The sequence below is a fragment of the Streptomyces sp. NPDC001157 genome, from assembly GCF_053598255.1.
This window is the reverse complement of sequence record NZ_JBSFJW010000013.1, coordinates 13,179-27,204: the sequence shown is the minus strand read 5'-3', so window position 1 is coordinate 27,204 and position 14,026 is coordinate 13,179. Positions and strand designations below refer to the sequence as shown.

Sequence of the window (14,026 nt, the reverse complement as noted above, 5' to 3'; positions counted from 1 at the left end):
ACGGCTCCGGGCCGTGGTGCAACCTGTTGAGATCCGGTGCACACACGACCCTTGACGCCCACCCATGGGGCTCCCAGAATCGACGAACTGTTAACGATACCAACGCGAAGGCACAACATGGCCTCTGCAAGGGAACCACTTCTCGCGGCGCACGGTGTGGTCAAGCGTTTCGGTCACGTCCAGGCGCTGCAGGGCGCCGACTTCACGGCGTACGCGGGCGAGGTCGTCGCCCTGATCGGGGACAACGGCGCAGGCAAGTCGACTCTGGTGAACGTCCTGTCGGGAGTGCTCGCACCCGACGAGGGCGAAGTGCGGGTGGAGGGACAGGCGGTACGGTTCGGCGGACCGATGGACGCGCAGCGGCACGGACTTGAGACCGTCTACCAGGATCTGTCGCTCGCACCCGATCTGGACGCGGCGGCCAATCTGTATCTGGGCAGGGAGGTTGTGCGCGGCGGACTGCTCGGCCGCCTGGGAGTGCTCGACCGGCCCGCGATGCGACGGGAGGCGGTCAGGGCGTTCGCCGAGCTGGGCGTCGAACTGAAAGATGTGACGGCTCCCGTGACAACGTTGTCCGGCGGTCAACGACAGTCGGTGGCCGTGGCGCGTGCGGTCGCGTTCGCGAACAAGGTCATCTTCATGGACGAGCCGACGGCCGCGCTGGGCGTGGTGCAGCGCGCCCGGGTCCTGGACACCGTGCGCAGGGTCGCCGACCGGGGCATCTGTGTCGTGCTGATCAGTCACAACATGCCCGAGGTGCTCTCGGTCTCGGACCGGGTGGAGGTGCTGCGGCTCGGGCGACGGGTTGCCTCGTTCACCGCGGCGGACACCACGATCGAGGAACTCGTCGGGGCCATGACCGGCTCGCTGGACGAACCTGCCCAGCAGAACGGGTCCTTGGGGCAGAACGGGTCCTTGAGGAAAGCGGAGGACGGGCGATGACCGCCGACAGCAAGGAAGTCCGGCCGGCCGCGGCACAGCAGCAGGCCCCGCCCGCTTCGGACGGTGGACACCGGACCGTACCCGACTGGCTGCGGCGGGCGGCCGGCATCAGCGAACTGTGGACCTTCGTGATCCTCGTGGTGCTGGTCGCGTTCTTCACCATCGCCGCGCCGGGCAAGTTCTTCACCCAGTACGACCTCACGCAGATCGCCGTGAACGCGGCCATCTATCTGGTGCTGGGCGTCGGGATGACGTTCGTGATCATCACGGCGGGCATCGATCTGTCCATCGGTTCGGTGCTGGTGCTGTCCGCGGTGGCCGCGGGCGAGTACAACATCCACCACGGCGGGCCGGACGCAGGCTGGGGCACGGTCACGGTCTGTGTGGTCATCGCCCTTGCAGTGGGCGCCGGTTGGGGCGTGCTGCAGGGCGCGGTGGTGGCGACCGGGAAGGTGCCGCCGCTGATCGTGACGCTCGGCGGTCTGGGTGCCGCGCTGGGGATCGCCGAACTCGCCACCGGGGGCCAGGACCCGGCGGGTGCGGCGGCCACGCATCTGCAGAACAGCCTCGGCTTCGGCAAGGTGCTCGGCATCCCCTGGCTGGTGGTCCTGGCCGCGGTGGTGACGGCTGTGTTCGGCCTGGTGCTGGGCGCGACCAGGTTCGGCACGCACACCCTGGCCATCGGCTCCAACCCGACTGCCGTACGGCGTGCGGGCATTGGAGTGGGACGGCACCTGGTGAAGGTGTACGGGCTGATGGGCCTGCTGGCCGGGCTCGGTGCGGTGATGTGGCTGGCGTCGTACGGCACAACGTCCATCGCGGGGCACTCCACCGACAACCTGAAGGTGATCACCGCCGTGGTCCTCGGCGGCACCAGCCTGTTCGGGGGGCGCGGCTCGGTGCTGGGCACCGTGATCGGTGTGTTCATCCCCGCCGTGCTCACGACCGGGCTGATCGTGATCGGCGTTCAGCAGTACTGGCAGGACGTCGCGGTGGGCGTGGTGCTCGTCGCGGCCGTCTACGTCGACCAGATGCGCAGGAAGACCCGAGAGCAAGCTTAAGGAGATGTCTCGATGTTGAGCATTCGCAGCAGGCGCAGCGCACTGGTCGCCGCGGGCACCGTACTGGCCCTCACCGGGGCCGCCGCGTGCAGTTCGTCCGACAGCGGTTCGGGGTCGTCGGGCGGTGCCGCGCACAAGAAGGTGCGGCTGATCACCGGTGTGAAGAGCGACCCCTTCTACATCACCATGACCTGTGCGGCCAAGACGGAGGCCAAGGCCAAGGGCATGGACTTCGGCGCGGACGGTTCCGCGCAGTGGGACGTCTCGGTGCAGCGTCCGCTCCTGGACTCGGTGGCGGCCTCCCGGCCTGACGGGCTGATGATCTCGCCGGTGGACACCAGCGCGCTCACGCCGTCACTGAAGCAGATCCAGTCGGCGGGCACCAAGGTCACGCTGGTCGACACCACGGTCACCGACGACTCGATCGGCATCACCCGGATCTCGTCCGACAACGAGAAGGGCGGCCGGGTCGCCGCCGACGCGCTCGCCAAGCTGATGGGTGAGAAGGGCTCGGCGATCGTGATCAGCGTCAAGCCCGGTGTCTCCACGACGGACGCCCGGATCAAGGGCTTCACGGAGGAGATGAAGAAGTACCCGAAGATCAAGATGCTGCCCACGCTCTACGACAACGACCTCCCCGCGACCGCCGCCTCCCAGATCCAGTCGACACTGGCGGCCCACCCCGACCTGGGCGGTGTCTTCGCGGGCAACACCAACACCGGCCAGGGCATCGCCACCGGTCTCAAGCAGGCCGGCAAGGAGGGCGCGGTGAAGGTCGCCGCCTTCGACGCCGAGCCCGACGAGGTCGCCTCGCTCAAGGCGGGCACGCTCCAGGTCCTGGTCGCCCAGGACCCGGCGGCGATCGGCAGGGAGGCCGTCGACCAACTGGCGGCCGCCTTCGAGGGCAAGAGCGTTCAGAAGTCGATCGGCACCAACATGGTCGCCATCACCAAGGCGAACATGAACGACCCGTCGGTCAGCAAGTACTTCTACAAATCGGGCTGCTGACCGGCCGATGTCGAACGACCGGGTGACTCTGCCGAGTTCACCCGGTCGCAGCGCCTGTCACGGGCCGGACGAGGTCAACTCTTCGCGCAGGCCAACCCGTTGAGCGTGAAGTCGTACGGCGAGGAGTTCCTGCCCTGCCAGGATCCCAGGAAGCCGAAGGTGATCTTGCCGTGGGCGGGGACGGCCTTGTTGTAGTCGGCTGCGGTCGCGGTGACCTGTGAGCCGTCCTGGGCGACGCTCGCGTCCCACATCTGGCCGACCTTCTGGCCGTCCCGGTAGGACCAGGCGACGCGCCAGGTGTCGAGGGCGTCGACGGTGGTGACGGTGACGGTGGCCTGGAAACCGTCGGTCCACTGGTTGTCCAGGTGGTAGGCGGCCTTGCAGGTGGCGGACGCGCTCTTGCCGGGCTCCGGTGCGCTGCTCGCCGTGGTGGAGGTGGTGCCCTGGGGTTCCGGGTCGGAGTGCTTGGCCCCACCGGGTTTCGTCGGGGTGGCGGAGGGGGTCGGGGAGACGCTCTTCGGCGTCGGTGTGGCGGACGGCAGGGACGGGCGCGGGGCCGCCACCGGGCTGCTGTCGGTCGGTGCCTCGCTGCTCGCGGCATCGTTCTGGCCGCCGCCGAACGGCATCATCGACGTGGCCAGCGCCAGCAGCGACACCATGACGGCGGCCACGAGCAGCCCGCCCCGGATGACGCGTGCGCGGTCGGTGACGGTCTTGGATTCGCCACTGCCCCCGTCCCCCACCTCCGGTCGCCCGACACCGAGGCGCACCTCGGCCGCCCGGCGGCGGCGCTCCAGATAGGCGAGGCCGCCCCAGCCGATCACACCGCCGGCGAGGGCGGCGGGCAGCCCGCCGCCCTGCGGACGCAGACAGGCGGCGGCCTCCGCGCAGTCCACGCAGGTGGCGAGGTGCCGCGAGAGGTCCGGCGGGATGTCGGCGGCGGGCGATCTGGTGATCGCGTCGAGGAGGCGCGCATAGCTGCGGCACTGCGCGTCCATCGGCGTATCCAGATGGTTGCGGTGGCAGCGGTCCCTGAACAGGCCCCGCACCTGGTCGAGTTCCTCGCCCACGAGGGCCGGGTCGAGGCCGAGCCGACGGGCCACCACGGACCGCGGCAACGACTCCACCTCGGCCAGCCACAGCAGCGCCGCATCCGCCTCCTGGAGGTCGCGCAGACCGCGCAGGGCGATGGGGCGTTGCAGCGGGGGGCCGGTGTAGCGGGCGGCCTTCTCCGAGTTGAGCCACAGGCGCAGGTCGGGGTCGAGGTCCTGGCCCTGTCCGTCAGCCTCCCAGGCCGCCGCCGTGGTGCGTACGGCGGTCAGCAACAGCGGGATCACGGGGAGCCGGGGAGCGCGGCGGCCGTTGCTCCGGGCGCTTGCGGTCTCGGCGGCGCGGACCTCGCGGATACCGAGCGCGAACGCCTCCGTGGCCAGCTGAGTGGCCGCGGTGGCGCCCGCCGTGCACAGATCGGCGTAGGAAAGCACCGCGTCCCAGCACTCGGAGAACAGCGCGGCCTCGGCGGCGTCCTTCGGGGTCGGCAGGTCGGGCATGAGTCTCCTGCATCCACAAGCGAGGTCAACTCACCATTTCGGCAAAGGAGTTGGGGGGAACCTCGCGGCAGAACAAGAGCCTTTCACGTCTTCAACACAACTGACAAGCGCTGTCTTCAGTTGTCCTGACAGAACCTGTGAACCTGCCGTGGGGCACAACTCCAGACTCCTGTACGGACGGGGACCGCTTTTGACTCACCGCCCCCGTCCGCCACTCACACCTCTGCCGCGTCCTGGGCCGGAAGACTGTCCATGAACGAGCTGACCGAGAAGACCGCGCGGCCGGGTCCGGGCGGGCCGTATCCGGGCGGGGAGGACAGGCCGAAGTCGTCCATCGTCCGGCGATAGGCCTGCAGCAGCCGGATGTGGTACTCCAGCGGGGCGCCGTGCGGGTTGGCCTTGCCGAGCGGGGTGGTGGGCTCGGGGCACCAGGTGGTGAAGCGGGGCGTGATGCCGTGCGACATGAAGAAGCGCAGGCCCTCGGTGGTCGACTCGATGGCCTCGTCGACGGTCTTGAACCCGAAGGGTTCGGCCATCTCCACGCCGGCCACGAAGTTGGGGATGACGTTGCGGGCGCCGAAGACCTCCGCCGAGTCGAGGATGCGCTTGTGCCACTCGTCGCGGCCGACGTAACGCTCCTTGCCCGGGCAGTACATCTTGAACAGATACTCGTCCCACACCTCGTAGTTGGGGTGGTAGATCTGCACGCCGTAGTCCTTGAACCGCTTCACGTCGTCCTTGGGCAGCGCCTGGGCGACGACCTTGCCGATCCAGCGGCCCGGGAAGTGCTCTTCGATGGCCTTGGCGTACATGCCGTAGAAGTCGGCCTCGTCACGGCCCTGGAGCCTGGAGGTGATGGCCCCGCCGGTGAGGGTGTACGCGGTGGAGGCCTTCGCCGTGTCGTAGCGGTTGATGATCTCCAGGGCTTCCAGGACCTCGTCGACGTCCTTGACTCCCGTGTACGGCCGCCCGGCGGCCTTGTGCTGGCGCCAGTTGTGGTTGATGTCGCAGTACTGGCACTCCTCCTTGGCGCCGAAGTACTGGCAGACCCGGAAGACGGTCAGGTAGATCAGGTAGCCCCACTGGATGGTCGGGGCCACCTCCATGACGGACTTCCCGTTGGAGAGCTTGTGCCGGTAGTACTCCGGCATCGGCGGCACGCCGACGTCGGCGATGCGCTTGCCGTCGAGGTAGAGCCCGAGCATGCCCTCGTCATCGGCGGCGACGCGGTAGGGCGAGGCCGGGTTCACGCGTACGGAGACGACGGTACGGCGCAGGTCGTACGGGCCGCCGGTGAGGATGATCTCCTCCGGGGGACGCCTGAGCGCCGCCTCGCCCAGCTCCGGCAGGGTGCCGTGGTCGAAGGAGAAGATGAAGTACGACTTCGGCTTGACCTCGCCGGACTCGTTGTCGCTGAGCGCGGACGGGTCGAAGGCCACGCCTCCACGCAGCAGGTCCTCTTTGAAGACGGCTTCCCGCGGTACGTGCGGGAACCGCTCCATCAGATCCTCGACCAGTGCGGTACGGCTGCCCATCCCGACTCTCCTTCCGGCTCAGGCGTTCGACTCCTCACGGTATGCCCCCGGCCGTGCGTCAGCCGTGCCGGGTCCCCCCGCGCCGCGCGATGTGTCCTGGTACGGCGGTGTCCGACGGCAGCTGGGGGTCGGGAACGGGGGTGCCCCAGGCCGAGGTCAGGGGCAGGGTTCCGGCCCACAGGCCCAGCTCCGCGTCGGGTCCGTCGCCGTCGTCGGGTGCACCCGTGCGGATCTTGACCGAGGCCTCGTCGAGGGACAGGGCGAGGAGGGTGGTGGCCGCGAGTTCCCTGCGGTTCGGCAGCCGGGCGTACGACCACTGGCCCGGAGCCGCATGCTCGGTGAGCCGGCGCAGGCCCTCCAGCTTCTCCTCGGAGTCGGTGACCTTGCGGGCCTCGCCGTGGATCATCGCGCTGCGGTAGTTGACGCCGTGTTCGAAGACGGAGCGGGCGAGAACCAGGCCGTCGACGTGCGTCACGGTGACGCAGACCAGCGCGCCACCCGCCAGGCTGCGGCTGGCCACCGAACCGTGGAGGTACAGCTGCCGCTCGTCGCGCCCGTAGACCGTGGGCACGACCAGCGGCCGCCCCTCGACCACCACACCCAGATGACACACGAACCCGGCGTCGAGGATGGCGTGGAGATCGGCGCGGTCGAGGCTGCCCTGGTCGCGCAGACGGCGGTGTCGGGTCAGGTCGGTCTCGGGGAGCGGTTCGAGCGTCATACGGATGGACGCTACTGATATCGCAGTCGTATTGCCAGAGCTTTACGAATAGCTTCGTGAGTCATGCCTGCATCTACGAAATCCGCACTTCACGCTTCACGCTCCAGCGCCCCCGGATCAACCGGAAAGGCCAGATCCCCGCCCTTCAGCAGACGCGCTGCCTCGTCCGCGACCGTCATGCCGAGACGGGAGAGCTCGTTGCCCTGCGAGCCCGCGAGGTGCGGGGTCACGAAGGCGCCCGGGAGGTCGTAGAGGGGCGAGTCCGCAGGGAGCGGCTCGGGGTCGGTGACGTCGAGGACGGCGTTCAGACGGCCGGTGCGCAGCTCCTCGACCAAGGCGTCGTGGTCGACCAGGCCGCCACGCGCGGTGTTGATGAGAGTCGCCCCGTCCGGCATCAGGGCGAGTTCCCGGCGGCCGATCAGGTGGTGGGTCTCCGGCGTCTCGGGCGCGTGGATCGTGACGATGTCCGAGGTGCGCAGAAGGTCGTCCAACGGCAGGAGCCGTACACCGAGTTCGGCTGCTCGCGGCTCGGTGACATACGGATCGGTGAGGCTCACGCGCAGGTCGAAGGGTGCCAGCAACTCGATGACGCGGCGGCCGATGCGGGAGGCACCGATCACGCCGACCCGGCGGCCGTGGTTGCCGATGCCGGGGAGGACGCCCCAGCCGGGATGGGCCCGTGTCGTGCGCAGGCGTTCCCGGGCGCCCAGGACGTCCTTCCCGGCGAGCAGGATCATCGCGAGCGTGTACTCGGCGACCGGCAGCGCGTTGGCCGCGGCGGCCGAGGAGACCACGATGCCGCGCCGCCAGACCTCGGGCGTGGTGAAGCCCTTGACCGAGCCGGCCGAGTGCAGGACCGCGCGCAGTTTCGGAGCCGCGTCGAGAACGGTCGCGTCCAGGCGGGGGCAGCCCCAGCCGGCGACCAGGATCTCGGTGCGCGCGAGCACCTCACGAACGCGTGGTGCGGCGAAGTCCTCGGCGACCAGTTCCGGATCGATGTCCACCGCCTCACGCAGCCGCCCAAGGACCTGCGAGGGGAAGACCAGCGGCAGGTTCTCGGCGGTCATGGCGAACAGGGCCTGGGGACGCTCGGGCAAAGGGGTGGTCCTCCGACTTCGGCGAGGAAGTTGTAGAAAACGCTCTCCACGGTAGGTCTCGCCAGATGAGAGGGTCAATGCAGAGGGTCCATGCACATGCACTCGCCGGAGGGACGACAGGGATGACGCAGACGGTCACCAACTGGGCAGGCAACATCACCTATGCGGCAAAGGAGTTGCACCGCCCCCACTCGCTCGACGCGCTCAGGACCCTCGTGGCCGACAGCACCAAGGTCCGCGTCCTGGGCAGCGGCCACTCCTTCAACGAGATCGCCGAGCCGGGCCCCGAGGGCACCCTGCTCTCGATCGCCGGACTGCCGCCGGTGATCGACGTGGACACCACGGCCCGCACGGTACGGGTCTCGGGCGGCGTCCGGTACGCGGAACTTGCCCGCGTGGTGCACACGCACGGGCTCGCGCTGCCCAACATGGCGTCCCTGCCGCACATCTCCGTCGCCGGTTCGGTGGCGACCGGCACACACGGCTCGGGGGTGGCCAACGGATCGCTCGCGGCACCGGTGCGCGAGGTGGAGCTGGTCACGGCCGACGGGGAGACGGTACGGATCGGGCGGGGCGACGCCCGGTTCGACGGCGCCGTCACCTCGCTGGGCGCGCTCGGCGTCGTGGTCACCCTCACCCTCGACCTGGAGCCGGCCTTCGAGGTCGAGCAGCACGTGTTCACCGAACTCCCCCTCGCCGGGCTGGACCTGGAGACGTACGAGACGATCGCGGCGGCGGCGTACAGCGTGAGCCTGTTCACCGACTGGCGGGAGCCCGGCTTCCGGCAGGTGTGGCTCAAGCGGCGCACCGACCAGCCGCTCCCGGACTTCCCGTGGGCCGCGCCCGCGACCGAGAAGCTGCACCCCGTGCCGGGGATGCCGGCCGTGAACTGCACGGAGCAGTTCGGGGTGCCGGGGCCCTGGCACGAGCGGCTGCCGCACTTCCGGGCGGAGTTCACGCCGAGCAGCGGAGCCGAGCTGCAGTCGGAGTACCTGCTGCCCAGGCAGCATGCCGTCGACGTGCTGCACACCCTCGACGGGATCCGGGCGACGGTGGCCCCCGTGTTGCAGACCTGCGAGATACGCACGGTCGCCGCCGACCCGCAGTGGCTGAGCCCGGCCCACGGACGGGACACCGTGGCGGTGCACTTCACCTGGATCGAGGACACGCAGGCCGTGCTGCCGGTGGTGCGGCGGCTGGAGGAGGCGCTGGACCCGTTCGACGCCCGCCCGCACTGGGGCAAGGTCTTCACCACGCCCGCCGCGGTCCTGCGCGGCCGGTACCCCCGGCTGGCCGACTTCCGGGTGCTTGCGCGGGCGCTGGACCCGGACGGAAAATTCGCCAACTCCTTCGTGCGGACGGTGCTGGGCGACTGACCTCCGGGAGACTTTATAAACCCCCTTTCCTAACCCCTTGTCGAAAGTCCTGCGCAGGCCATAGCCTTGCGCCGCGCCGGTGCCGACCTGCCCGGTCCGCCTGACTGAAGGAACGGGGGTCGACGACCTGTGAAGCGCACATCACGCGACATCCGCACCGCGAACCGCTACGAGGTGCTGCGCCAGATCATCGCCGCGTCTCCCACCTCCCGGCAGGAGCTGGCGGCCGCCACAGGTCTGAGCCTCGCCACGGTCGCCACGCTCGTCGGCGAGCTGCTCGACCTGCGGATGATCACCGAGGTCGGGTTCGAGGACTCGGCGGGCGGCCGCCCCCGGGGCCTCGTGGCGGTCAACGCGTCGGGGGGCGCGTTGATCGGCGTCGACATCGCGGAGACGTACGTCCATGTCGAGCTGTTCGACCTGGCACTGAACGTGCTCGCCCGCGCCGAGGAGGACGTCCGCCCCGGCGAGACCCTCCCCGAGCAGCTGGTCGGCCATGTCGCGGCCGCCGTCGGCTCGGTGGTCACGCAGGCCGGGATCGAGGGCGCGCGGGTGCTGGGCGTGGGCGTGAGCGTGCCGGGGCAGGTGGACCGCGACACCGGCATCGCCGAGTACGCGCCGAACTGGGACTGGCACGACGTGCCGCTGCTCGACCTGCTCACCGAGCACATCGCCTACCCCCTGTACCTGGACAACCCGCTGCGTGCCGTCGCGGTCGCCGAGCTGTGGTTCGGGGCCGCCCGCGGGCGCGGGGACGCCGTCGTCGTCACCCTCGGGACCGGCGTGGGCGCCGGGCTCGTCCTGGGTGGCGGGCTGCACCGGGGGGTCAGCAACAGCGCCGGCGAGTGGGGGCACAACACGATCGTCCTCGACGGCCGTCTGTGCCACTGCGGCAACCACGGCTGTGTGGAGACGTATGTCGGAGCCCCCGGAATCATGCTGAATCTTCGGGAGTTGAGCCCCGGCAGCCCGCTGCTGCACCCGGAGGACCAGACGGCCACCATCGCCGCGCTGGCCCAGGGGATGCGGGAGCACGACCCGGTGGCGCTCAAGGTGGTCCGGGACACCGCCCGCTACCTCGGCGCCGGCATCGCCGACCTGGTCAACCTGTTCAACCCCGAAGTGGTCGTGCTCAGCAGCTGGGTCGCGGCCGCCCTCGGCGAGCCCCTGGTCGCGGAGGTGCGCGAGGCCGTCGCCCGGCACGCGCTGCCGCGTCCGATGGCCGCCACCGAGATCGTCCTCTCCCTGATCCCCACCGACCCGGCGTGCCTGGGTGCGGCGACGTTCGCGCTCGAAGGCGCACTGCAGTCGGTCGGGCAGAGGACCGCGAAACGCACCACCCCCACCAGGAGCCGTACCGCACCACCTTCATGACGACGGAAGGGATGCACGTGACTCACCCCCACACCACCAGATCCGCCCTGCTGACGGCCGCAGCCGCGCTCGCCGTCGCGGGTCCCCTGATATCCGCCCCGCCCTCCTCGGCCGCCACCCCCACGACGGCCGAGGTCTCCCCGCACGCCGCCCAGACCATCGACGACATCGGCGCGTCGGGCGCCTGGTGGGTCAACGACCTGCAGCACTTCAAGCCCGAGGTGCAGGCCCGGGTCGCCGCTCTGCTCTTCTCCCGGCAGGGCCTCGGCCTCTCCTCCTACCGCTACAACATCGGCGGTGGCGGCGTCGCGGTCACCACCCCGGCCCGCGCCGCCCAGGACTTCCTCGCCCCCGACGGCTCGTACGACTGGAGCAAGGACAAGGGCGGCCGTACGTTCCTCAAGTACGCCGCGAAGTACGGCGTCGAGGACCTCATCGGCTTCGTCAACAGCGCGCCCGCGCGGTGGACGACCAACGGCCAGAGCTGCGGCGGCCAGTTGAAGGCGGGCAGCGAGTCGGACTACGCCAAGTACGTGGCGGACGTGACCGACCACTTCGCCGAGCAGGGCGTGAAGCTGGACTACATCAGCCCGTTCAACGAGCCGGACAACGACTTCGGGGACTGCGGCCAGGAGGGCATGAAGGTCACGCCCGAGCAACGCGACGACATCGTACGGGCGTTGGGCGCCGAGCAGCGGGCCCGGAAGCAGAAGACGTCGGTCATCGCGGACGAGTCCAGCAGTACGACCCGGTTCGTGTCGGAGGTCCCGCAGTGGATCTCGCAGCCGGGCACCGCACAGTACGTGTCCGCGCTCGCCCACCACACGTACAACAATCCGGATGACGGCCAGCTGGGCAACGTCTACGAGACGTCGAGGGCCGTCGGCAAGAAGTCCTGGGCCACCGAGATCTGCTGCTTCGGCAAGGGCGGCACCGGCTGGAACCAGGAGTACGACCCCACCATCGACAACGCCCTGCTGATGTCGCGGATCATCTACAAGGACTTCGCGAGCTCGCACGACTCGGCCTTCCAGTGGTGGGTGGCCCTGGCCAGCGGCTACGGCGCCTCCCCCACCGAGCGGAACGACACAGGCTGGAACGACGGCCTGATCTACTACGACCCGGACTACGCGACCAACGGCAACCAGCAGCTGTACTTCACCAAGCGGTACTACGCGCTCGGCCAGTACAGCAGGTTCGTGAGGCCGGGCTCGGTCGCGCACAACGTGACCGGGGCGCCGGACGGCGTCGAGGTGTCGTCGTACGACCGGAACGGCAAGTGGGTCGTCGTGGTCAACAACCACAACTCGACCGACACACCGCTGAGTTTGCACTTCAACAACAGGACGCCGGTGCGGGCTGCGCAGGCCGTGCGGACCTCGGCCACCGAGGACTGGGCGAACGTCGCCAGGCCGACGGTGAGCGGCGGCACTGCGTCCACGACTCTCGCGGCCCGCTCGATCACGACGTACGTCTTCGACCAGAAGGGCCACGGCAGCTCCGCGGTCACCGGCGCGCTGCAGGGCAGGCAGTCCGGCAAGTGCCTGACCGCGGGTGCGTCCGGGGCGGCCATCAGCACCTGCACGGGCGGTAGCGAGCAGTCGTGGTCGTACGACGGCAAGGGCGCCCTGAAGGGAGCGAACGGCTACCTCACGGCCGGGAGTTCGGGCCTGACGACAACCGCCGACTTCACCGGTGACGCAAGCCAGCGCTGGCTGCTGAACGCCAACGGCCAGATCCTCAGCGAGGCGTCCGGCAAGTGCCTGGACGTCAGCGGGCAGGCAACGGCCGACGGCGGCAAAGTGATCCTGTACAGCTGCAACGGCGGGACCAACGAGGTCTGGAACAAGGCCTAGTCCCCTGATCCGAGGGCCGCCGGCCACACCCTGACCCGGCGGCCCTCACCCCCGCATCACCCCCACGTTCGGGATTCCGAACCGGATTTAACGCTTCGAACAGACTTCGTCCAACCCCTTGCCGAAGCCTTAGCCGAAGGTTAACGTCCCCGCACCACAACGCATTTCGAGCCACGTACCAGCCTGACAGCGCTGAAGCCGTGGAGCCGCAGCCGCAATCGAGACAAGGACGTCAGCATGTCGGCAATGAGCAACAGCAACTTCTCCCGCCGGTCCATATTCCGGGCGGCCGCGGGCATGGCCGCCGCCGGCACGCTGGCCGCGTGCGGCAGCAACAACGGGCGGGGGGGCGGGTCGGGATCCGGCACGAACCTGACCCAGTACTTCCACGCCTACGGAGAGGCGGGCGTGGAGCAGGCGGTCAAGCGGTATGCGAAGGGGTACACCAAGGCCAATGTCGCCACGCAGTGGATCACCGGCAATGACTACGAGACCAAGCTCTTCGCGGCCCTGCTCACCAAGCAGGCGCCGGACGTCTTCGAGTTCCACCCGCAGATCCAGCTGGTCAAGAGCGGCCAGGTGGCGGACCTGACGGACATCATCGAGCCCGTCAAGGACGACTTCAACAAGGCGGACATCGCCTCGCACACGGTCGACGGCAAGATTTACGGCGTCCGGATGATCGACGACCCCCAGTTCTTCTTCTACCGCAAGTCGATGCTGGAGAAGGCGAACGTCGCCGTCCCGACCACGCTGGACGAGCTGATCGAGGCCGCCGACAAGCTCACCACCTCCAAGGTCAAGGGCCTCTTCCTCGGCAACGACCTGCACGCCATCGAGGCCCCGCTGATCTGGTCGGCCGGTGCCGAGACCCTCACCGACAAGAACGAGGTCGGCTTCAACACCGACGCGGTCGCAGGCGGTCTGAGCCAGCTGCGCAAGCTCTTCACCAGCGGCAACCTGCTGCTGGACGCCCCGGCCGACTTCTGGGACCCGTCCGCCCTCAACCAGGGTCTGTGCGCGATGCAGTTCTGCGGCATGTGGGCGATGCCCGTGATGCAGAAGGCACTCGGCGACGACCTCGGCATCTTCCCCTTCCCGAAGGTCGGCAGCGCCGGCAAGCTGTCCGTCTACAACGGCGGCTGGTCGATGTTCGTCAACGCCAAGGGCAAGAACGTCGAGGCGGCCAAGGAGTACGTGAAGTGGCTGTGGATCGACCAGAAGAAGAACCAGGAGGACTTCGCGACCTCCTACGGCTTCCACATCCCGCCGCGCACCTCGATCGCCCAGGAGGCCACCAAGCTCCAGTCGGGGCTGCCGGCTGAGGGCGTGAAGCTCTTCAACACCTACGGCCACTTCGACAACATCGGCTGGACCCAGGCCATGTGGAGCGCGCTGGACACGGTCATCTCCGACTGCGTCCGCAAGGGCGGGGACCCGAAGGCCGCGCTCGACAAGGCCGACAAGACCGTCACGCGCGAGCTCAAGAAGCTCTTCGGATAGGCC

At 69.2% G+C, this 14,026-nt stretch carries 11 protein-coding genes; 7 read left to right on the top strand and 4 right to left on the bottom strand.

Features of this window, described 5'->3' with window-relative positions:
• Positions 1-117 precede the first annotated feature (117 nt).
• The 3 genes from ACWDAG_RS23275 to ACWDAG_RS23265 are packed head-to-tail and all read left to right on the top strand — an operon-like array spanning position 118 to position 3,011.
• Entirely contained in the window at positions 118-942 is an 825-nt protein-coding gene (locus tag ACWDAG_RS23275) for an ATP-binding cassette domain-containing protein (protein WP_450697469.1), read from the top strand.
• Positions 939-2,003: an ABC transporter permease gene (locus ACWDAG_RS23270; RefSeq protein ID WP_450697468.1), complete on the top strand. Its 1,065-nt coding sequence runs from the start codon at positions 939-941 to the stop codon at positions 2,001-2,003. Before ACWDAG_RS23275 ends, ACWDAG_RS23270 begins: the two co-directional genes overlap by 4 nt.
• A gap of 12 nt (positions 2,004-2,015) precedes the next feature.
• Positions 2,016-3,011: an ABC transporter substrate-binding protein gene (locus ACWDAG_RS23265; RefSeq protein WP_450697467.1), complete on the top strand. Its 996-nt coding sequence runs from the start codon at positions 2,016-2,018 to the stop codon at positions 3,009-3,011.
• Between the two features lie 74 nt (positions 3,012-3,085).
• Here ACWDAG_RS23265 and ACWDAG_RS23260 read toward each other — a convergent pair whose 3' ends face one another.
• The 4 genes from ACWDAG_RS23260 to ACWDAG_RS23245 form a co-directional block, all read right to left on the bottom strand.
• Positions 3,086-4,561 carry a cellulose binding domain-containing protein gene (locus tag ACWDAG_RS23260; protein WP_450697466.1) on the bottom strand — a complete coding sequence of 492 codons (1,476 nt, stop codon included), beginning with the start codon at positions 4,559-4,561 and terminating at the stop codon, positions 3,086-3,088.
• A gap of 215 nt (positions 4,562-4,776) precedes the next feature.
• Positions 4,777-6,096, bottom strand: a complete 1,320-nt coding sequence (locus ACWDAG_RS23255; RefSeq protein WP_450697465.1) for a radical SAM protein — start codon at positions 6,094-6,096, stop codon at positions 4,777-4,779.
• 58 nt (positions 6,097-6,154) lie between these two features.
• Entirely contained in the window at positions 6,155-6,817 is a 663-nt protein-coding gene (locus ACWDAG_RS23250) for a pyridoxamine 5'-phosphate oxidase family protein (RefSeq protein WP_450697464.1), read from the bottom strand.
• 89 nt (positions 6,818-6,906) lie between these two features.
• Positions 6,907-7,914 (bottom strand): hydroxyacid dehydrogenase, encoded by a 1,008-nt coding sequence (locus ACWDAG_RS23245; RefSeq protein ID WP_450697463.1) that lies wholly within the window; start codon positions 7,912-7,914, stop codon positions 6,907-6,909.
• A gap of 122 nt (positions 7,915-8,036) precedes the next feature.
• Between ACWDAG_RS23245 and ACWDAG_RS23240 the strand changes: the two genes are divergently transcribed.
• The 4 genes from ACWDAG_RS23240 (at position 8,037) to ACWDAG_RS23225 (ending at position 14,023) form a co-directional block, all read left to right on the top strand.
• Positions 8,037-9,290, top strand: a complete 1,254-nt coding sequence (locus tag ACWDAG_RS23240; RefSeq protein WP_450697462.1) for an FAD-binding protein — start codon at positions 8,037-8,039, stop codon at positions 9,288-9,290.
• 129 nt (positions 9,291-9,419) lie between these two features.
• Positions 9,420-10,664 (top strand): ROK family transcriptional regulator, encoded by a 1,245-nt coding sequence (locus tag ACWDAG_RS23235; protein WP_450697461.1) that lies wholly within the window; start codon positions 9,420-9,422, stop codon positions 10,662-10,664.
• Between the two features lie 11 nt (positions 10,665-10,675).
• Positions 10,676-12,520 (top strand): glycoside hydrolase, encoded by a 1,845-nt coding sequence (locus tag ACWDAG_RS23230; protein WP_450697460.1) that lies wholly within the window; start codon positions 10,676-10,678, stop codon positions 12,518-12,520.
• A gap of 237 nt (positions 12,521-12,757) precedes the next feature.
• Positions 12,758-14,023, top strand: coding sequence for an ABC transporter substrate-binding protein (locus ACWDAG_RS23225; RefSeq protein ID WP_450697459.1), 1,266 nt, complete (start codon positions 12,758-12,760; stop codon positions 14,021-14,023).
• Positions 14,024-14,026 lie beyond the last annotated feature (3 nt).